At 64.6% G+C, this 18,667-nt stretch carries 21 protein-coding genes and 3 tRNA genes; 23 read left to right on the top strand and 1 reads right to left on the bottom strand.

The features are described 5' to 3' along the window. Positions 1–64: 64 nt before the first annotated feature. The 6 genes from alaS to WFQ67_RS03255 all read left to right on the top strand — a co-directional run bounded on the left by alaS (position 65) and on the right by WFQ67_RS03255 (position 4,882). Positions 65–2,686 carry an alanine--tRNA ligase gene (gene alaS, locus WFQ67_RS03280; RefSeq protein WP_337056163.1) on the top strand — a complete coding sequence of 874 codons (2,622 nt, stop codon included), beginning with the start codon at positions 65–67 and terminating at the stop codon, positions 2,684–2,686. Between the two features lie 101 nt (positions 2,687–2,787). Next, on the top strand, positions 2,788–4,023 hold the full coding sequence (locus WFQ67_RS03275) for an aspartate kinase (protein WP_111261886.1): 1,236 nt from the start codon (positions 2,788–2,790) through the stop codon (positions 4,021–4,023). Between the two features lie 187 nt (positions 4,024–4,210). Continuing rightward, on the top strand, positions 4,211–4,396 hold the full coding sequence (gene csrA / locus WFQ67_RS03270; protein ID WP_003283978.1) for a carbon storage regulator CsrA: 186 nt from the start codon (positions 4,211–4,213) through the stop codon (positions 4,394–4,396). Positions 4,397–4,457: 61 nt separating this feature from the next. Next, positions 4,458–4,548 (top strand) — tRNA-Ser (locus WFQ67_RS03265). Positions 4,549–4,655: 107 nt separating this feature from the next. Next, positions 4,656–4,732: transfer RNA gene (locus WFQ67_RS03260), tRNA-Arg, on the top strand. 73 nt (positions 4,733–4,805) lie between these two features. Next, positions 4,806–4,882: transfer RNA gene (locus WFQ67_RS03255), tRNA-Arg, on the top strand. 355 nt (positions 4,883–5,237) lie between these two features. Here WFQ67_RS03255 and WFQ67_RS03250 read toward each other — a convergent pair. After that, a complete protein-coding gene (locus tag WFQ67_RS03250) occupies positions 5,238–5,948 on the bottom strand; it encodes an XRE family transcriptional regulator (RefSeq protein WP_271103539.1) in 711 nt (236 codons plus the stop codon). 190 nt (positions 5,949–6,138) lie between these two features. On the opposite strand from WFQ67_RS03250, the gene WFQ67_RS03245 reads away from it, so the two are divergent. The 17 genes from WFQ67_RS03245 (at position 6,139) to WFQ67_RS03165 (ending at position 18,497) form a co-directional block, all read left to right on the top strand. Beyond that, a complete protein-coding gene (locus WFQ67_RS03245; protein WP_337056162.1) occupies positions 6,139–6,669 on the top strand; it encodes a hypothetical protein in 531 nt (176 codons plus the stop codon). 169 nt (positions 6,670–6,838) lie between these two features. Beyond that, positions 6,839–7,213: a putative holin gene (locus WFQ67_RS03240; protein WP_111261889.1), complete on the top strand. Its 375-nt coding sequence runs from the start codon at positions 6,839–6,841 to the stop codon at positions 7,211–7,213. Then, the gene (locus tag WFQ67_RS03235; protein WP_213625667.1) at positions 7,206–7,481 is read left to right on the top strand and encodes a phage holin family protein; all 276 of its coding nucleotides are present in this window, start codon (positions 7,206–7,208) and stop codon (positions 7,479–7,481) included. Before WFQ67_RS03240 ends, WFQ67_RS03235 begins: the two co-directional genes overlap by 8 nt. A 100-nt stretch (positions 7,482–7,581) precedes the next feature. Further along, entirely contained in the window at positions 7,582–8,115 is a 534-nt protein-coding gene (locus WFQ67_RS03230) for a phage neck terminator protein (RefSeq protein ID WP_337056161.1), read from the top strand. Between the two features lies 1 nt (position 8,116). Beyond that, on the top strand, positions 8,117–9,616 hold the full coding sequence (locus WFQ67_RS03225; RefSeq protein ID WP_337056160.1) for a DUF3383 domain-containing protein: 1,500 nt from the start codon (positions 8,117–8,119) through the stop codon (positions 9,614–9,616). Positions 9,617–9,678: 62 nt separating this feature from the next. Then, positions 9,679–10,110 (top strand): phage structural protein, encoded by a 432-nt coding sequence (locus WFQ67_RS03220; protein WP_213625664.1) that lies wholly within the window; start codon positions 9,679–9,681, stop codon positions 10,108–10,110. A gap of 2 nt (positions 10,111–10,112) precedes the next feature. After that, the gene (locus WFQ67_RS03215; protein ID WP_337056159.1) at positions 10,113–10,520 is read left to right on the top strand and encodes a phage tail assembly chaperone; all 408 of its coding nucleotides are present in this window, start codon (positions 10,113–10,115) and stop codon (positions 10,518–10,520) included. After that, positions 10,517–10,681 carry a hypothetical protein gene (locus tag WFQ67_RS03210; RefSeq protein WP_173171722.1) on the top strand — a complete coding sequence of 55 codons (165 nt, stop codon included), beginning with the start codon at positions 10,517–10,519 and terminating at the stop codon, positions 10,679–10,681. The genes WFQ67_RS03215 and WFQ67_RS03210 overlap by 4 nt, the downstream gene beginning before the upstream one ends. A 16-nt stretch (positions 10,682–10,697) precedes the next feature. Beyond that, positions 10,698–12,116, top strand: coding sequence for a hypothetical protein (locus WFQ67_RS03205; RefSeq protein WP_213625663.1), 1,419 nt, complete (start codon positions 10,698–10,700; stop codon positions 12,114–12,116). 15 nt (positions 12,117–12,131) lie between these two features. Next, on the top strand, positions 12,132–12,884 hold the full coding sequence (locus tag WFQ67_RS03200; protein WP_213625662.1) for a phage baseplate protein: 753 nt from the start codon (positions 12,132–12,134) through the stop codon (positions 12,882–12,884). Then, positions 12,881–13,198 carry a phage baseplate plug family protein gene (locus tag WFQ67_RS03195; protein WP_173172336.1) on the top strand — a complete coding sequence of 106 codons (318 nt, stop codon included), beginning with the start codon at positions 12,881–12,883 and terminating at the stop codon, positions 13,196–13,198. The genes WFQ67_RS03200 and WFQ67_RS03195 overlap by 4 nt, the downstream gene beginning before the upstream one ends. Continuing rightward, positions 13,195–14,055, top strand: a complete 861-nt coding sequence (locus tag WFQ67_RS03190; protein WP_213625661.1) for a phage protein — start codon at positions 13,195–13,197, stop codon at positions 14,053–14,055. Before WFQ67_RS03195 ends, WFQ67_RS03190 begins: the two co-directional genes overlap by 4 nt. Continuing rightward, the gene (locus WFQ67_RS03185; protein WP_173172340.1) at positions 14,048–14,689 is read left to right on the top strand and encodes a Gp138 family membrane-puncturing spike protein; all 642 of its coding nucleotides are present in this window, start codon (positions 14,048–14,050) and stop codon (positions 14,687–14,689) included. Before WFQ67_RS03190 ends, WFQ67_RS03185 begins: the two co-directional genes overlap by 8 nt. Before the next feature lie 10 nt (positions 14,690–14,699). Beyond that, positions 14,700–15,053 carry a hypothetical protein gene (locus WFQ67_RS03180; RefSeq protein WP_213625660.1) on the top strand — a complete coding sequence of 118 codons (354 nt, stop codon included), beginning with the start codon at positions 14,700–14,702 and terminating at the stop codon, positions 15,051–15,053. A 65-nt stretch (positions 15,054–15,118) separates the two neighbouring features. Beyond that, positions 15,119–16,264 carry a baseplate J/gp47 family protein gene (locus WFQ67_RS03175; RefSeq protein ID WP_337056158.1) on the top strand — a complete coding sequence of 382 codons (1,146 nt, stop codon included), beginning with the start codon at positions 15,119–15,121 and terminating at the stop codon, positions 16,262–16,264. Next, positions 16,261–16,899, top strand: a complete 639-nt coding sequence (locus WFQ67_RS03170; protein ID WP_213625658.1) for a DUF2612 domain-containing protein — start codon at positions 16,261–16,263, stop codon at positions 16,897–16,899. Before WFQ67_RS03175 ends, WFQ67_RS03170 begins: the two co-directional genes overlap by 4 nt. After that, positions 16,896–18,497, top strand: a complete 1,602-nt coding sequence (locus WFQ67_RS03165; protein WP_337056157.1) for a hypothetical protein — start codon at positions 16,896–16,898, stop codon at positions 18,495–18,497. Before WFQ67_RS03170 ends, WFQ67_RS03165 begins: the two co-directional genes overlap by 4 nt. Positions 18,498–18,667 lie beyond the last annotated feature (170 nt).

The raw sequence follows: 18,667 nt of genomic DNA, 5'->3' as shown, positions 1-18,667 counted from the left end.
ACAGGGCCTATATAATGCGGCCCTTTGCCGGCGATTCGTGGCCGCAGTTTCCGTGGAAGAACCTATGAAAAGCGCTCAAATCCGTGAAGCCTTCCTGAGCTTCTTCGAAGAGAAGGGGCACACCCGTGTGGCCTCCAGCTCCCTGATCCCGGGCAACGACCCGACCCTGCTGTTCACCAACGCCGGCATGAACCAGTTCAAGGACTGCTTCCTCGGCCTGGAAAAGCGCGCCTACACCCGTGCCACCACCAGCCAGAAGTGCGTACGCGCCGGCGGCAAGCACAACGACCTGGACAATGTCGGCTACACCGCGCGCCACCACACATTCTTCGAGATGCTGGGCAACTTCAGCTTCGGCGACTATTTCAAGCGTGACGCCATCACCTACGCCTGGGAATTTTTGACCTCGGACAAGTGGCTGAACCTGCCCAAGGAGAAGCTCTGGGTCACGGTCTACGCCAGCGACGACGAGGCCTACGACATCTGGACCCAGGAAGTCGGCGTCCCCGCCGAGCGCATGGTCCGCATCGGCGACAACAAGGGCGCGCCGTACGCCTCCGACAATTTCTGGGCGATGGGCGACACCGGCCCCTGCGGTCCCTGCACCGAGATCTTCTACGATCACGGCCCGGACATCTGGGGCGGCCCGCCCGGTTCCCCGGAAGAGGACGGCGACCGCTACATCGAGATCTGGAACAACGTCTTCATGCAGTTCAACCGCACTGCGGACGGCGTGATGCACCCGCTGCCGGCACCGAGCGTGGACACCGGCATGGGCCTGGAGCGCGTCAGCGCCGTGCTGCAGCACGTGAACTCGAACTACGAGATCGACCTGTTCCAGAGCCTGTTGAACGCTGCGGCCAAGGCCATCGGTTGCGCCAACGAAGGCCAGGCTTCGCTGAAGGTGGTCGCCGACCACATCCGTTCCTGCTCCTTCCTGATCGCCGACGGCGTACTGCCGTCCAACGAAGGCCGTGGCTACGTGCTGCGCCGCATCATCCGCCGCGCCTGCCGCCACGGTAACAAGCTGGGCGCGAAGGGTACCTTCTTCCACCAGATCGTCGCCGCGCTGGTTGGCGAGATGGGCGACGCCTTCCCCGAGCTCAAGCAGCAACAGGAACACATCGAGCGCGTGCTCAAGACCGAGGAAGAGCAGTTCGCCAAGACCCTGGAGAATGGCCTGAAGATCCTCGAGCAGGACCTGGCTCAACTGACCGGCGACGTCGTACCCGGCGGAGTGGTGTTCAAACTGTACGGGACTTATGGCTTCCCTTCGGACCTCACTGCGGACATCGCTCGCGAGCGCGGGCTGACGATTGACGAGGAAGAATTCAATCGTCTGATGCAGAAGGAGAAGGAACAGGGGCAGCAGAACTCCAACTTCGGCATGGACTACAACAGCCTGGTCAGGGTTGACGGCGATACCCGCTTCCTCGGCTATCAGGGCACCAGCGCCAGCGGCCAGATCGTTGCGCTGTTCAAGAACGGCCAGGCGGTCGACAGCCTGCAGGAAGGCGAGGAGGGCGTCGTCGTCCTCGACCAGACCCCGTTCTATGCCGAATCCGGTGGCCAGATCGGTGACTCCGGCTACCTCGAAGGCGCCGGCGTGCGCTTCGACGTGCGCGACACCACCAAGGCTGGCGGTGCCTTCCTGCATCACGGCGTGGTCGCCCAGGGCAGCCTGAGCATCGGTGCTTCGGTCAAGGCCGAAGTGGCAGGTGAAGTGCGCCAGGCCACCGCGCTCAACCACTCGGCCACCCACCTGCTGCACGCTGCGCTGCGCCAGGTGCTGGGCGAGCACGTACAACAGAAGGGCTCCCTGGTGGACAGCCAGCGCCTGCGTTTCGACTTCAGCCATTTCGAGGCGATCAAGCCCGAGCAACTGAAGGCGCTGGAAGACATCGTCAACGCCGAGATCCGCAAGAACAGCGCGGTCGATACCGAGGAAACCGATATCGAGACCGCCAAGGCCAAGGGCGCCATGGCGCTGTTCGGCGAGAAGTACGGTGACCAGGTGCGCGTGCTGAGCATGGGCGACGGCTTCTCCGTCGAGCTGTGCGGCGGTACCCACGTGTCCCGCACCGGCGACATCGGCCTGTTCAAGATCACCAGCGAAGGCGGCGTGGCCGCCGGCGTGCGTCGCATCGAGGCGGTGACCGGTGCGGCAGCGCTGGCCTACCTGAACGGCGCCGAGGAGCAGCTCAAGGAAGCGGCCGGCCTGGTCAAGGGCAGCCGCGACAACCTGCTGGACAAGCTCTCCGCCCTGCTGGAGCGCAACCGCCAGCTGGAGAAGGAGCTGGACCAGCTCAAGGCCAAGGCGGCCAGCGCTGCCGGCAACGACCTCGCGGCTTCGGCCGTCGACGTCAAGGGTGTGAAGGTCCTGGCTGCACGCCTGGACCTGGACGGCGACGCGCTGCTGGCGCTGGTCGACCAGTTGAAGAACAAGCTCGGCCGCGCGGTGATCCTGCTCGGCGGCGCGCTGGAGGGCAAGGTGACACTGGTCGCCGGTGTCACCCAGGACCTGACCGGCCAACTCAAGGCCGGCGATCTGATGAAGCAGGCCGCGGCTGCGGTCGGCGGCAAGGGTGGTGGTCGTCCTGACATGGCCCGTGGCGGCGGTACCGACGCCGCGGCCCTGGAGCAGGCCCTGGCCCTGGCCGTACCGTTCGTCGAGCAGGGTTTGTAAGACCCCGCCGCCAACGGCCCGCCCCACGCCCGGCGGGCCTTGGCAGTGTTCTGCGTTGATTGTTTAATGGGCGCCCTTCACGGGATTAGGCGGCTTTTGAAATGGCTTTGATCGTACAGAAGTTTGGGGGGACCTCGGTCGGCACCGTCGAGCGCATCGAGCAGGTGGCCGAGAAGGTCAAGAAATTCCGCGAAGGCGGCGACGACATCGTGGTGGTGGTTTCCGCCATGAGCGGCGAGACCAACCGTCTCATCGACCTGGCCAAGCAGATCAGCGATAAGCCGGTGCCGCGCGAACTGGACGTGATGGTTTCCACCGGCGAGCAGGTGACCATTGCCCTGCTGGCCATGGCGCTGATCAAGCGCGGTGTGCCGGCGGTTTCCTATACCGGCAACCAGGTGCGCATCCTCACCGACAGCGCGCACAACAAGGCCCGCATCCTGCAGATCGACGACCAGAAGATCCGCAGCGACCTCAAGGCGGGTCGCGTGGTCGTGGTCGCCGGCTTCCAGGGCGTGGACGAGCACGGCAACATCACCACCCTCGGCCGTGGCGGCTCCGACACCACCGGCGTGGCCCTGGCGGCGGCGCTGAAGGCCGATGAGTGCCAGATCTATACCGATGTAGATGGCGTCTACACCACCGATCCGCGCGTCGTGCCCCAGGCCAAGCGCTTGGACAAGATCACCTTCGAGGAGATGCTGGAAATGGCCAGCCTCGGTTCCAAGGTGCTGCAGATCCGTTCGGTGGAGTTCGCCGGCAAGTACAACGTCCCGCTGCGCGTGCTGCACAGCTTCCAGGAGGGTCCGGGCACCCTCATTACCCTTGATGAAGAGGAATCCATGGAACAGCCGATCATCTCCGGCATCGCCTTCAATCGCGACGAAGCCAAGCTGACCATCCGTGGCGTACCGGATACTCCCGGCGTTGCCTTCAAGATCCTCGGGCCGATCAGCGCCGCCAATATCGAAGTGGACATGATCGTGCAGAACGTCGCGCACGATAACACCACCGATTTCACCTTCACCGTGCACCGCAACGACTACCAGAACGCGCTGCAGGTGCTGGAGCAGACCGCTCGCGAGATCGGCGCCCGTGAAGTCAGCGGCGACACCAAGATCGCCAAGGTCTCCATCGTCGGTGTCGGCATGCGCTCCCACGCAGGCGTCGCCAGCCGCATGTTCGAAGCCCTGGCCAAGGAAACCATCAATATCCAGATGATCTCGACTTCCGAGATCAAGGTGTCCGTGGTGATCGAGGAGAAGTACCTCGAGCTGGCCGTGCGCGCCCTCCATACCGCCTTCGAGCTCGACGCACCCGCCCGACAGGGCGAGTGAGGCATATAACGAAAGGCGCGGCTCACCCCGCGCCTTTTGTCGTTTTTGGTCAGTACTGTTGGAACTTTCCTTTTGCCAGTGCTGGTCAATACTTGGGTGGAGGCCCCTTGATAACGCATGGGGTCGATACCATTTCTTTTTTGCAGACTGTTTTGTCCCTGAACATTAAATCCGTGAGGAGAAAGGAATGCTGATTCTGACTCGCCGGGTCGGAGAGACCCTGATGGTGGGTGACGACGTCACTGTCACCGTGTTAGGCGTGAAAGGTAATCAGGTGCGCATTGGCGTCAACGCCCCGAAGGAGGTAGCCGTGCACCGTGAAGAGATTTACCAGCGCATACAGAAAGAGAAAGACCAGGAACCAAGCCACTAATTTTTCTGCATTTTTTGCTTTGCAAACGGGGAAAACATGGATATCATGCGCCCCGTGTTGCGGAGAGGTGGCCGAGTGGCCGAAGGCGCTCCCCTGCTAAGGGAGTACACCTCAAAAGGGTGTCGGGGGTTCGAATCCCCCCTTCTCCGCCATTATTCAGCGTTATAGAGATGTCAGCGGTTAGTTCGGTAAGTTGTTGAAAATTATCGAAAAAGCAGTTGACGAAGGTTTGAGATTCTCTATAATGCGCGCCCTACACGCACTCATAGCTCAGCTGGATAGAGTACCCGGCTACGAACCGGGCGGTCGGAGGTTCGAATCCTCCTGAGTGCGCCATACAGGATGCGACGATCAAGGTCGGCGCATCGGGCAGTAAACCAGTGGTGACCTGGTCTAAAACCACCGAAACGCACTCATAGCTCAGCTGGATAGAGTACCCGGCTACGAACCGGGCGGTCGGAGGTTCGAATCCTCCTGAGTGCGCCATACAAGAGAAGGGCCTGCAGCAATGCAGGCCCTTTTTCTTTGTGTCTGAAAAAGGCTGGCCATGATCTGCGGTCGGGTCGGATGATCTGGCAGCTGCAAGCTGCAAGCTGCAAGCTGCAAGCTGCAAGCTGAAAGCTGAAAGCTGAAAGCTGAAAGCTGAAAGCTGAAAGCTGAAAGCTGAAAGCTGAAAGCCGAAAGCTGAAAGCCGAAAGCCGAAAGCCGAAAGCTACAAACCCTCCCTCCTCTTGGCCTCCAGGGCTCTCTGGGGCACGTTGCTGCGTGGGCTGATGGGGCAGGGCCCGGTAATGAAAAAAGCCCGGCATTCGCCGGGCTTTGCGTAAGAGGGAGGGGGGGCTCAGAGCAGCACGGAGTACCAGAACACCCGGCCGATGATGTTGATGTGCTCGTTGGCTTCGCTGGCCTCGTAGCGTTCGTCGGGGTGCTCGTCGCTGTTGAAGCTGCGCACGCGCAGGCCGCCCCCCGGGAGGCGGTAGAGCAGCTTCACGCGCAGCTGGCCGTCATGGTCGAAGGCGTACATGTCGCCATCCTTGATGGTGCGTGCGCTGGTGTCGACGCCCACGGTGCTGCCGTCGGGCAGGACGGGCTCCATGCTGTTGCCGTTTACCGTCACGCAAGCCGCGCTGGCGGCATCGATGTTCTTCTTGCGCAGCGAGTATTTGCCGAAGCGCAGCTTGCGGCCGGTGGTCTGCAACACGACCGTGCTGCCCTTGCCGCCGGACAGCTCCACCTCCTTGTAGAAGGGCAGCTCGATCTCGTCGGCATCCAGTGGCGTGTCGTCGTCCCAGGACTCCACGCCGCCGAACCAGTCCGCATTGCCAGGTTGTCGATTCATCCGGCCCTCCAGCATCTCTCCACGGCCTTCCGCGAGCCAGCGTGGGCTGACGCCGCAGATGGTGGCGATCTGGGTGGCGAAGCTGGTCGCGCGCGATTTGCCGCGTTCCAGGTCGGATATAGAGGTCTGTGTCATGCCGGCTGCGCTAGCGAGCTGTACCTGGCTCAGGTTGGCGTGCTTGCGGGCGGCCTTGATGCGGTCTTTGAGTTCCATGGGCGCAGAATAAGGGCGGGCCTATGTCAATGCAAGTGCATTAATATAGATACTCCTATATAATTGGCGCCAGGATTCGGCTGTCCCGCAGCGCCGCATCGAGTCCCATTGCGACTCGGGCAAGCGGCGGAGCGGGGCGGCTTTCATCGTTCAGCCGGCCAGGGGTCGGCCCATGGGAAGGGAAAATACAATGTTCCAGACTACAGAACAGGCGCTGGCGGTTGCTTACTGGATGGCTGAGCACAAGGCCGGCCCGCGTTCGTCGACGGCGATGGCCATCGACGTGCTGCGCGAACGTTTCGATACTAGCTTCGTCAGCAAGCTGCCCAGCGGCTTGAGCCCGCACGAGTGGCAGGCGCAGTCGGTGATGACCATCCGCTTCGCCCAGCGCCTGCTGGCCGAACACCCGCTGGAACTGGCGGTGGTGCAGGCCGAGTACGCGCATGGCCGCGATTTCGTGGTGGCGATCGCCGCCCTGCGTGACTGGCTTCGCCCGCAGGCGGACTCGGCCGAACAGCGTGCTGCCCTCGCACTGTTGATGCGCATGTTCCGCCGCCCGCCGCACAGCATTCGCGAGATCGAGCGGCTCACCGGCCTGTCCAAGAGCACCCTGCATCGCTGGGACCAGGACTGGCGCACCAAGGTCGCCGGCAAGCTGCGTGATGCCGTGGCGCGCCTAGAAGCACCCATGTCCAGCGCGGGGATCGTGGTTGCACATTGATGAGGAAAATTTTCTTTTAAAAAATGGCTTTTCCCATATTGACGATATGGGACGCTAAAGGTAAGATAGCTCCAAGATCGAAATCAAACCAACTGAAGCCCGCACATCGCGGGCTTCGGCGTTTCTGGGCCTGGCGAAAACCGCACGGCCTTCAAGAAAGGAGTCTCCCATGACCGAGCCAAGTATTGCGGTCGCCATGGCAGGCGGGGTGGCTGGCGCCGGTGTCGCGATGATCGTGCCCGGTGTCGATGGCAATGCACTGATCGGCGGCTTCGGCGGCGCGATCTTCTTCGTAGTGTTCGCCCGTGACTATCAACCGCTTACCCGTGTGGGCTACCTGCTGGTGTCCTGGGTCGGCGGTTACTACACCGCCGTCGAGGCGGTCAGTCGCGGTATTTCGCAGACCAGCGGGGCGGTCGCCTTCGTCGCCGCGACGCTCTGCGTGACGGCGGGCGTCGGCCTGCTGGAATGGATGCGCGGCGGTCAGCTGCCGTCCTGGTTGCGGACGATCCTGCGGCGCGGAGCGGGAGGCAAGGATGGATGATCCATTGGCCACCGGCACCCTCGTGGTCTGCGCGGCGATCTGCTTGCGACTGCTGACCTACCGGCGGCGTGGCTCACGCTTCCGCCCCGGCGTTTCACTCTGCGCCTACCTGTTGGCGCTCTGCACGGGCTGCCAGGCGCTGACCATCGCCATCGGGCGCTACCAGGGCGAGCACCTCTCGCCCTGGATGCTCGGCGTCCTGCTGATCCTGCTGTTCCTGGTGCTCCGGGCCCGCGGCAATCTCGCGCGGATCCTGCACCTGGGCTGATCGCCCTCAGTTTCCAACCTATCCACCGCGACCCGAGAGGCAGCGGCGCGCCTCCCTGCGCGTCGCTCGCCGGGTCGCGACCATCCACCAGGAGGACTCAATGACCATCACCGCCACGCGGCTGGATGTCGCCGCCCTGCGCGAGGCCTTGCGCGGCCTGCTCGAACTGCCGGTCGGCGCGCTGATCGCGGCGGACCAGGCAGCTGCACCGCCGTCCGGCCTCTACGCCAGCCTGCGTGAAACGCAGTCGGCGGAACAGGGCAAGTCCCGCCGCGAGTTCAACGGCAACAACGAACGGGAAACCGTCGTCACCAACTGCGAGACCACCTTCGGCCTCGTCGGCTTCGGTACCGGCGCCCTCGACCTGATCCACGACGCCCGCTCGGTGCTGCAGTCGAGCCTCGCCCAGGACCGCTTGCGGCGCCTCGGTGTCGCGCTGCTGCGCCTGGCGCCGATCGAAAACCTTTCCAGCGTCGAGGCGGGCGTCGCCCGGGAACAGGCGCGCCTCGACCTCGTCCTCGGCCACGACCACCGCGTGACCCTGGAACAGAAACACATCGCTTCCTCGGTGGTGACCGCCCACACCGATACGGGCCTCACCGCCACCCTTACAGTGAATCCAACGGAGACCTGATATGTCCCTTCCGCTTTCGCAGATCGTAAACGTACAACTCAACGTGCAGCCGGTATCCACCCCGCGCCGCGACTTCGGCCAACTGGCCCTGTTCACCCCCGAGGCCGGCAACGTCTTCATCGACGCGTCGACCCTGTACATCAGCTGCGCCGGCCAGGCCGAAGTGGAGGCCGCCTTCGGCAGCTCCTCGCAGACCGCCATCGCCGCCCGCGCCTTCTTCGCCCAGAGCCCGCGACCCAAGCAACTGCTGGTGGCGCGCTGGCTGAAGTCGACCCGCAACGTGCCGGCGGTCAAGGCCGCCATCAACGGCACCCCGCTGCTGGCCACCCTCGACCAGCTGAAGGCGGTGAGCGCCGGCCAGCTGTCCATCACCGTCGACGGTGTGCGCCAGGACGTCACCGGCCTGAACTTCAGCGCCGCCGCCGACTTCGCCGCCATCGCCGCGCTGATCGACGCCAAGCTGACCGCCCAGGCCGTCAGCTGCCGTTACGACGCCGTCGCCAACCGCTTCATCCTCGACGCCGATGTCGCCGGCGCCGCCAAGGCCATCGGCTTCGCCCAGGACCTCGGCGCCACCGGCACCTACCTCGGCGGCCTGCTGCGCCTGGAGAACGGCATGGCGCAGAAGATCGCCGGTGCCGATGCCCTGGTGCTCGCCGCGCAGTCCCTGCCGCAGGCCTTCGCCGCGCTGCTCGACGCCAACGCCGGCTGGTACGCCGCCACCGTCGCCGCGTCCCTGACCGACGACGAGATCGAGCAGGCCTCCGCCTGGGTACTGGCCGCCGACAAGAAGGTCTTCGGCGTCACCACACAGAACCCGAGCCACCTAGAGAACGTCGCCAGCAACCCCTTCAAGCGCCTGGTGGATCGCCAGAGCCATCGCACCGTAGCGGTCTTCGACAAGAACGACCCCTATGCGGTGAACAGCTGGCTGGCCCGTGCGCTGTCGGTGAACTTCGCCGCCAACAACTCCACCCTGACCATGAAGTTCAAGCAGCTGCCCGGCATCAGCGCCGACAACCTGACCCTCACCGAGGCCGACAAGTGCCGCAAGCTGGGCCTGAACTTCTACACCTACTTCGACGAGTCGGCGATGGTCGCCGAAGGCACCGTCATCGGCGGTCGCTTCTTCGATGAAGTGCACATCCTCGACTGGTACGTCGACGCCGTGCAGAAGGAGGTCTTCGCCACCCTGTACCGCTCCCCGGGCAAGGTGCCGCTGACCGACGCGGGCGTGGCCCGCCTGCTGGCATCCGTGCGCAAGGTCTGCCGCGAAGGCGTGAACAACGGCGCCTTCGCCCCCGGCGTATGGAACGGCGACCCCTTCGGCAACCTCGTCAGCGGCGAGCGCCTCGACGAAGGCTTCTACGTCTGGGCCGACAGCGTCGACAACCTGTCCACCTCCGACCGCGAGCAGCGCAAGGCGCCGCCGATCCAGGTGGCCCTGAAGATGGCCGGCGCCGTGCACTCGGTGGACGTGCTGGTCAACTTCGATCGCTGATCGCTTCGCCAACCCATTTTTCGGCCCCTTCGACGGGGCCTTTTCTTTTCCGGAGATTTTCCATGGCTATCTATGACCAGAACCAACTGTCCGTCCTGATCAACGGCTACGAGATCCGCGACTGGGCCACCGGCGCCGACGCCCTCAAGCTGGCCTTCAACAACGCCGCCGGCACCCTGAAGATGGGCAGCAACGGCAGCGGCGTGTTCGTCGCCAACAACGACCGCTCCGCGACCCTGACCCTGAAGCTCAAGCAGCATTCGGCGGACAACAAGTACCTCAACGGCCTGCGCGCCCTGCAGGACGGCAACCTCAAGGCCTTCGTCCCCCTGACCCTGGAGGTGCGCGACCTGCTCAACGAAGACCTGATCAGCGCCACCAAGGGCTTTTTCACCACGCGTCCCGAAGTGACCCGTGGCAGTGAAGCCAACGACACCCAGTGGGTCATCGTCTTCGAACGCGCCAACGTCAGCCTGGAACAAGGGGTCGCCTGAACATGAACGCCGAACATCGCATCAACCTGGATGGCATCACCTACCTCATGCGCCCGGCCAACGCCATGCCGGCCTGGAACGCCCTGAAGAAGGCTGCGCGCCTGCTGCAGGGCATCGAGATCAAGCGTGGCGAGGGCGGTGAGTCCCTGGCCATCGGCGCCATCCTCGCCAACCTGGGCGATCCGGTGGTGGCGGAAATCGAGGCGCTGGTGATCCAGCAGGTCAACGTGCAGCCCGCAGACGGTGCGGCCTTCCGCCTGGCCGACCGTGCCGACGCGCATTTCAACCAGCATCGCGGCCACCTGCTGCCGCTGCTGATCGAGGGGGTGAAATACCAGTTCGCCGATTTTTTCGCCGCCGCCGTACCCGCCCTGTCGGCGATTCTGCCGGGGCAGGCCAAGGCGGAGTGACCGACTGGTTCCTGTTCACTCCTGTCATGCGCCAGCTCTGCACCCTGCATGAGCTGCGCGCGCTCTACACCCTGGCCGACCTGTGCGACTTCCACGATGCGATAGCGGAGTGGGACGACGCACAGCGTCAGGCCCATGAGAGGCAGGCCAATGGCAAGTGATATCGAACAACTCAGCATGGAGTTCTCTCTGGGCTTGCAGCAGATCAGCAATTCGCTGAGGCAGGAGCTGTTGGTCATCAGCAATACGCTGATGCAAGAGATGAACTTCGTCACCAACCTGAAACAGAAGGTGGAGATCACCAGCAACGCGCTGACCACCAACACCCAGAACAACATTACCTACATCGACACCCTCACCCAGGTGCAGGCCAAGGTCGAAGAGGTTTCGGGCGGCACATCGAAGTTGGCGGGCGGTCTTTCCACCATGGCGTCCAAGCTCTTCGACTTCGTGTCCTCGTCCATGGATAGCCTGAGTGGCCTCAAGGCCGGCCCGGATGCACTGGGCGCGGTGACCGACGAGCAGGCCCAGGTGGCTGAGCGCTACAAGGGCGGCCTGGAGCGTCTCGACAAGGTGCTCGAAGCGGTCCGGGTCCGGGTCGCGCTCGGCGTGGCGCCGCAGCTCACACACCTGGCCGATCGCTTCCTGGCGCTGGTGGACGCCAACAAGGAACTGATTGCCGATGGCCTGCTGAAGACCATGACGCTGGTCGGCGAGGGCATCGACGCGGTGGTGAACTTCGCCCGCGGCGTGGATGCCGTGGTGCAGGCCACCGTCGGCTGGGAATCCGCCTTGACCCTGCTCGGCGCCGCGCTGGGCTGGGTCGGTCGCGCCAGCATCCTGGCCTTCGCCGCCAACCCCATCATGTGGGTCGCCGCCGCCCTGGTGGTGGTGATCGCCCTGGTGGATGACTTCATGACCTACCTCGACGGTGGCGAGTCGGCCCTCGGCGAGTTCTGGTCGCCATTCGCCAAGGGTTTGCGTGCCGTCAACGCGGTGCTGACCGAGTTCAAGGCGCAGTTCGCCGCGTTCTGGGCGGAAAACGGCGAGACCGTCATTGCCTTCGGCGAAGGCCTGATGACGGTGATCGGGGCCAGCATCAGCAATATGCTCAACCTCATCAGAGGGGTTATCGCCCTGTTCAACGGTGACTTCGCCGGCATGAAGAAGGCCTTCGATGGCTGGATCGAGGGTTTGAAGGTGCAGTTCGAGGTGATCGGTGGCGCGATCAAGAAGGTTGCTTCTGCCGTTGGCTTCGGTGGCTCGGAAGAGGAGCCGAAGGAGGGGGCGCCGGCCGAGAAGTCGGGTGGCCTCTTTTCCGGCATCACCGACTTCTTCAGCTCCGGTTCGGACAAGACCGGCGCGCCACAACTGGTTGCCGGTGTACAGGACGCTCAGAGCCGCGCAGCTCTGGGCGCTGGCGTGGGCGCGGTGCCGCTGACGGCCCCGGCGAGCAACAACAGCTACAACCAGACCGTCACCGTTCACGTGAGCGGAGATGACTCGCGTGCCATCGGCTTCGAGGTGGCCGAGCAGGTCGCACGCAACCAGCAACGCCTGACCACCCACAACAACAGCAGCGAAATTAGGCAGTGAGGTGAATCAATGGTCATGCTGATCAACCGTCGCATCGGAACCTTGAGGCTCGATGCGGTGATAAGCGAAACACATAAATCAGAACTCAAGATCACCGAGAACCCGGTGGAGAGCGGTGCCAACATCGCCGACCACGCCTACGTGCAACCCCGCAACCTGGTCATCAAGGGCATCGTGGTCGAGCACTACGACCCGCTGGCCAGTCTGGCCATCGACAGCATGCCGGGGGTACGCAATGGCAAAGGGTTTCTCGACAACATCCTGCCTGGCCTGCTCTCGCCCCGCACCCCGCAGGGCGAGAGCCGTGCCAAGCGCGAACTGAAAAGCTGGCTGGAACCCCTGGCGGATGCCACCAAGGCCCGGCCCCTGGCACCCTGGATGCTGGAGTCCCAGCCCTTGTCGCGCTTCGACAGCTCGCCCAGCCAGTCACGGCTGCAGCAGATCTACCAATGCCTGCTGGACACGCAGAAGGCCGGTGAGTTGCTGCAGGTGCAGACCGGCTTCTACCTGTACAAGAACATGCTGCTGAGCACCATTGCGGCCACACAGACACTCGACGGTGCCATCGAGCTGGACCTGACCCTGCGTGAGGTGCTGGTGGTGGAAACCCGTGTCATCAACGGCGTGGTCACACCGGCTGCCGGTACCGAGCGTTCCGGCCGCAGTGAAAAGCAGGGCGCCGCGAAGAAACCCCAGGGCAAGACCACGCCCAAGGCCGATGCGCGCAATGAGAGCTTTTTGCACGCGATGAAGAGGATCTTGCTATGAAGCGAATCCCCATCAGCAGCGAACCGCTCCAGGAGCAGAGCTTCGACTTCGCCGGGCGGCGCCTGCGCCTGACCCTGCGCTACAACAGCATCGGCGACCATTGGGCCCTCGATCTGCTGGACGAGTCCGACAACACCTGGCTGGCCCAGGGCCTGACCCTGGTGGTCGGCGTGCCGATGCTCTGGCGCACCACCCTCCCGTTCTTCCTCTGGCTCGACGATCTCAGTGGCGTCGGGCTCGATCCCATGGGCGGGAATGACATGGGCAGCCGCTGCCTGCTCTACATCGGCGAGAAGTCGGAGGTGCAGCCATGAGGCAGTTCGGCCGGCAATACCGCCTGGTACTGGGCAGCGAGGAGAACGGCCTGGTGATCGACAGCCTGCGGGTGGCGTTCGAATTCACCAAGGACATCGCCGAGACCCCCAACAAGGCCGAGATCCGCATCTGGAACCTCAACCGCGAGCACCGCGAATGGCTCTACGGCAGCGACTTCCACAAGGTCTGGATGTGGGCCGGCTACAGCGAACTGCGCCTGCTCTATGCCGGTGATATCACCGCCGTGGCGCTGGAGCGCAAGGAGCTGGACAACGTCATCGTCCTCACCTGCAACACCGGTGACACGGACATGCGCCAGGCACGGGTGAGTACCACCCTGGCCGCCGGCAGTACGGCGGACGACCACGTGAAGGTCGCCGTGGCCAGCATGACCGGCACGGCGCCCGGACAGATCGTCCTGCCCAGGCAGCGCCCGTTGCCCCGGGGCAAGGTGCTCTCCGGCCTGAGCCGCGACGTGCTGAGCGAAGTGGCGGCGGAGCAGGGCGCCGACTGGTCGATTCAGGATGGCGACCTGCTCCTGCTTCCCGCCGGCTACGTGCTCGACGACCAGGCCGTGTTCCTGTCCCAGGAGACCGGGTTGATCGGTGCGCCCAAGGAAATCAAGGGCGGCGGGCTGGAGCTGACCTGCCTGATCGACCCCGCCCCCCGGATCGGCGGCACGGTGCGGGTCAAATCCATCGAATCGCGCTACGACGGCGACTACAAGATCGTCGCCATCAACAGCAAGGGCGACGTGATGGAGAAGGACTGGTACTGCGTGCTGTCGGTGATCGGCGGCGAATTCCAGAAGAAGGACGCCGCCAAGACCGGCAAGGGAGGCAAGGGCAATGGGTAACTACGACTGGCAGACCCCGTCGATGGACAAGGCCAACCGCTCCACCATCGACGCCCGCCTCAAGCGCCTGCACACCGCGTTGCCCGGCCGCATCGTCGCCTTCGACGCTGCGCGCCAGGTGGCCAGCGTGCAACCGATGATCGAGCAGCAGCTCATGGATGGATCGCGCCAGGCATTGCCGCTGCTGCCGGACGTGCCGGTGCAATTTCCCCGGGGCGGCGGCTTCGTGCTGACCTTCCCGGTCAAGCCGGGCGATGAGTGCCTGCTGGTGTTCAACGAACGCTGCATCGATGGCTGGTGGCAGTCGGGCGGCTCCTCGGAGCCGCTGGACTATCGCCAGCACGACCTGTCCGACGCCGTGGCGATCATGGGCATCAGCTCGCTGCCCCAGGTCGTCCCGGCCTTCGCCACCGACGCGGTGGAATTGCGCCGGCTGGACGGCTCCGCCTACGTGCGCCTGGACGAGGGCGGCACCCTGACGCTGGACGGCGCCAAGGTGCTGATCAAGTGCCCGGTGGTGTTCGAGGCCGGCATGACCGGCAAGGGCGACGTGGTCTCCAACGGCATCAGCCTGGAGCGCCACCTGCACGGCCAGGTCATGGCCGGCCCCGCCGTCACCGGCGTGCCGCAATGAGGACATGACAATGAGAGTGAGACGAATAGACAAGGACGGCGACTGGACCTTCGGCCAGGGCCGCAACAACTACGCCGACGGCAGCGAATGCGTGGCGCAGCGCGTGTGTACGCGCCTGCGCTCCTTCAGCGGCGACTGGTTCCTCGACCTGGAGCACGGCCTGCCCTGGCTGCCCCGCATGGAGCGGCCGGCGGACCTGGCGCAGATCGAGGTGGACATCAAGCGCTGCATCCTGACCACCGAGGGCGTGAGCGAGATCCTGGACTTCCAGATCAGCGAAACGCCCGACGACAGGCGCCTCGGCATCGCCGTGACCCTGCGTGACAGCCAGGGCACCCGCCTGAGCGCCAGCGTCCAGCGCTGACCGGCCGCAGCCGCCGTCATACCGAAGCCCCACCTCGCGTGGGGCTTTTTCTTTGGAGAACCAACATGGGACAACTGACCAACAAGGGCTATGTCGGTGAACGCCTGGACAGCATCCTTGCGGATCTGGACCAGGGTTTCCGTGCCATCTATGGCAACGACATCGACCTTGCCCCCGACAGCCCGGACGGCCAGATGCTCGGGCTGATCGCCCAGATCCGCGCCGACCTGGAAGAGCTGGGCGAGGTCACCTACCGCGCCCTGGACCCGGACCACGCCAGCGGAGCCTGGCTGGAGCAGCGGGTCGCCTACGCCGGCCTGACCCGGCGCCAGGCACGCTACAGCTACCTGCGCGGCGCCGCCCTCACCGGTCGCGCCGGCGCCCTGATTCCCGCCGGCTCCGTGCTGCGGGACATCAACCGCGGCCGCTGGCTGCTGGTCGCCGACACCACCCTGGGCGCCGATGGTTCGGCACGCGCCGACCTGCGCAGCGAACTGCTCGGCGCCTTCAACCTGCCCGCCAACAGCGCACTCGCCATCGAGACGCTGGTGCTGGGCTGGGACACCACCACCAGCCTGGCCGCCGCCGAAGTGGGCGCGGAAGAGGAGACCGACCCGGAACTGCGGGCGCGCTTCTACCGCAGCCGCGCCCGCCCGGCGCAGAACAGCCTCGACGGCCTGGTGGCGGCCCTGCTGCAACTGGCCGACGTGCGCCAGGTTGTGGGGCTGGAGAACACCGGCTCCACCCCGGACGCGGACGGCGTGCCGGGCCACAGCCTCAACCTGATCGTCGATGGCGGCGAGGAGCAGGCCATCGCCCAGGCGATCTTCCTGCGCAAGCCCGCCGGCACCGGCCTCATGGGCCAGCAGTCGCGCACCGTGGTGGACGGGCAGGACGTGAACCGCCTGGTCCGCTTCGACCGCCCGGCGATGGTGGACTGCAAGGCCTTCGTCCAGCTGCGCCGGGACGCCGAATTCACCGCCATCGACGTCGCCGCGATCAAGGCCCAGCTGGCTCAACTGGACTTCCGCATCGGCCAGGACGTGCAGCTCTCCCGGCTCTACAGCCCGATCAACACGGTGCAGGGCTTCTGGGTCGAGCAGCTGAAGATCGGCCGTCGCGGCGGCGCCCTGGCGGCGGACAACATCGTCGTCGGCGTGCGTGAACGGGCCCGCTTCGCCCAGGCCGACATCGAAGTGGTGGTGCTATGAGCTACGACCGCCTGCTGATCTGGCAGTACCAGGGCAAGCCCCGGGCCGCCGCCACCGCCGAACTGCTCTCGCGACAGTTCGGCGATACCTGGCAAGGGCTGGCGGCGCTCCCCGAGGCACTGGACATCGACAACGCCGAAGGCGTGAACCTCGACCTGGTCGGCAAGCATGTCGGCCAGGGCCGGGTGCTCCCCGGCCTGGCCCCGCGCAGCCTGTTCGGCTTCCAGGACGTGGCCGGCGCCAAGGGCTTCGGCAAGGGCAAGTGGTACCGCATGGGCGACCCGCTCGGCGACTCGGCGGTGCTCGATGACGACGACTACCGCTTCCTCATCCGCTGCCGCATCGCCCGCAACTACCAGCTCGGCACCATCGAAGACATCAGCGCGGCGCTGCGCTTCATCTTCAGCAGCGAAACGGTGGTCTTCGACCAGTACGACATGAGCCTGACGGTGGTCATCCGCACCGACCAGGTCAGCGACTTCAAGCGCTATGCGCTGAACACCCTGGACATCCTGCCGCGCCCGGCCGGTGTCCGCATCCAGTTCTACGTCGCAGTGCCCCAGCGGGCATTCGGCTTCCGTGGCGCCCCGGGCGCCCTCGGCTTCAACCAAGGAAAATTCGCGAGGTTCCTATGACGCAATACACCCGTCCCGACGAACTGGTCTTCGCTTCCGGCGCCAAGCCGGGCGAGCTCCAGAGCTTCCCCGACATCCCCCGCGGCTGGGGGGTGACCTTCGACCAGACCACCGGCGTTCCGCCGATGGAATGGTTCAACGCCCTGTTCAAGCGCAGCGATGAAGCCGTGCGCTACCTGCTGCAACGCGGCATCGGCGAGTGGTCCACCACCGAGGACTACCCGATCGGCGCCCACGTGCAGGAGGGCGGCAAGGTGTGGAAGGCGAAGGCGGCGAACGTTGGTAAGCGGCCGTCCCTCGAATCTGGCGAGTGGATCGAGGCGGCGCTGACCAGTGATGCCGTGAATACTCTGATCCAGGAGCAGCTGGGGGGTATCGGCATCAAGGGGCGGGTGCGTGCGGCGAGTACCGCGAATCTCAACCTGAGCGGGTTGCAGGTGGTCGATGGGATCAATCTGGTGGCGGGTGACCGTGTGTTGGTGAAGAGCCAGACCGCTGGCAAGGACAACGGTATCTATGTCGCCACCACCGGCGCCTGGACCCGCTCCACCGACGCTGACACTGCTGCCGAAATGACGCCGGGCCTGATGGTGGCGGTGGAGCAGGGCAGCAGCCAGGCGGACAGCCTATGGCAGTTGGTCACCGATGGCCCGATCAGCCTCGGTACCACTGCGCTCGGCTTCGAGATGGTGTTCGGCCGCAACCTGGTCACCGCTGGCAGCTACGACATCGTCACGGTGAACAACCGTGGCCAGGTGGTCGGTGGCGCGCCGCGGCAGGTGGTCACGCTCAGTACGGACACCACCCTGGTTGCAAGCCAGATGAGTCTGGTAGTGATCGACGCCGGCGCTGCGGCGCGCACCATTACGCTGCCCGCTTCCAATCCTGCCCTGGGTGTCGTGGACGTGATCGTTCGCCGCCAGGACAACAGTGCCAACCGCTTGGTGGTGCAGGCCGCCAGTGGTGACCGGGTGCGTTTTCATACGCACCTCAACAGTGCCGGTTATCCCTTCTTCGTGCTGATGGGCGCGGGGGACTACTGGCATCTGCGCAGTGATGGCGCGGGTGGTTGGTATCCGTTGGATCGGTTGGATAACACACCGCTGGGGCGGCCGGTTTTCGACACCAGTACGGTGGTTTTACCTGGCGGCTATGGGCTCATGAACGGCAGCCTGGTAAGCCGGAGCCTTTGGCCATGGCTGTGGGACCATGCTCAGCAGTCGGGAATGCTGGTGACCGAGGCAGCTCGTACGGGGATGGAGGGTTGCTGGACCAGTGGGGATGGCACTAACAACCTTCGTATTCCGGAAGTACGTGGTGAGTTTCTTCGGGCGCTTGATGAGGGACGTGGAGTTGATGCGTCGCGAACTGCAGGCAACCTGCAGCTCGATGCCATTCGGAACATCACGGGTTGGGCGGGATCGACGGTCACCTACGGTTTCTCTGGCGCCTTCTATCCAGGTGCAGGTCGACCCGCCCTTGGAGGCGGAGGATCGGCGCTGTCGGATGCGATGTTTGACGCTTCTCGCGTGGTCCCGACTGCATCGGAGAATCGCCCCCGCAACGTTGCCTATCCGGCTCGAATCAAGATGATCTGAGGTTCTGGCCATGCTGTCGGCGCTGCGATGATGAGCTGCCTGAGGGGCTGACCCATGGGCCTCGGTCCAGCCCTTCGCTCTATGGCCATTGTTATGAGTTGGAGCTTGAGGAGGAGACGCCACTTGAGATGGCGCAGTATCAAGCGTTGCAACTCTATTGCTTTGCACTT

It is taken from the genome of Pseudomonas sp. USHLN015 (assembly GCF_037153275.1).
In the GTDB taxonomy this organism is placed as follows: Bacteria; Pseudomonadota; Gammaproteobacteria; order Pseudomonadales; family Pseudomonadaceae; genus Metapseudomonas; species Metapseudomonas tohonis.
The sequence above is the reverse complement of the archived record's forward strand: the minus strand, read 5'-3'. Positions and strand labels throughout refer to the sequence as shown.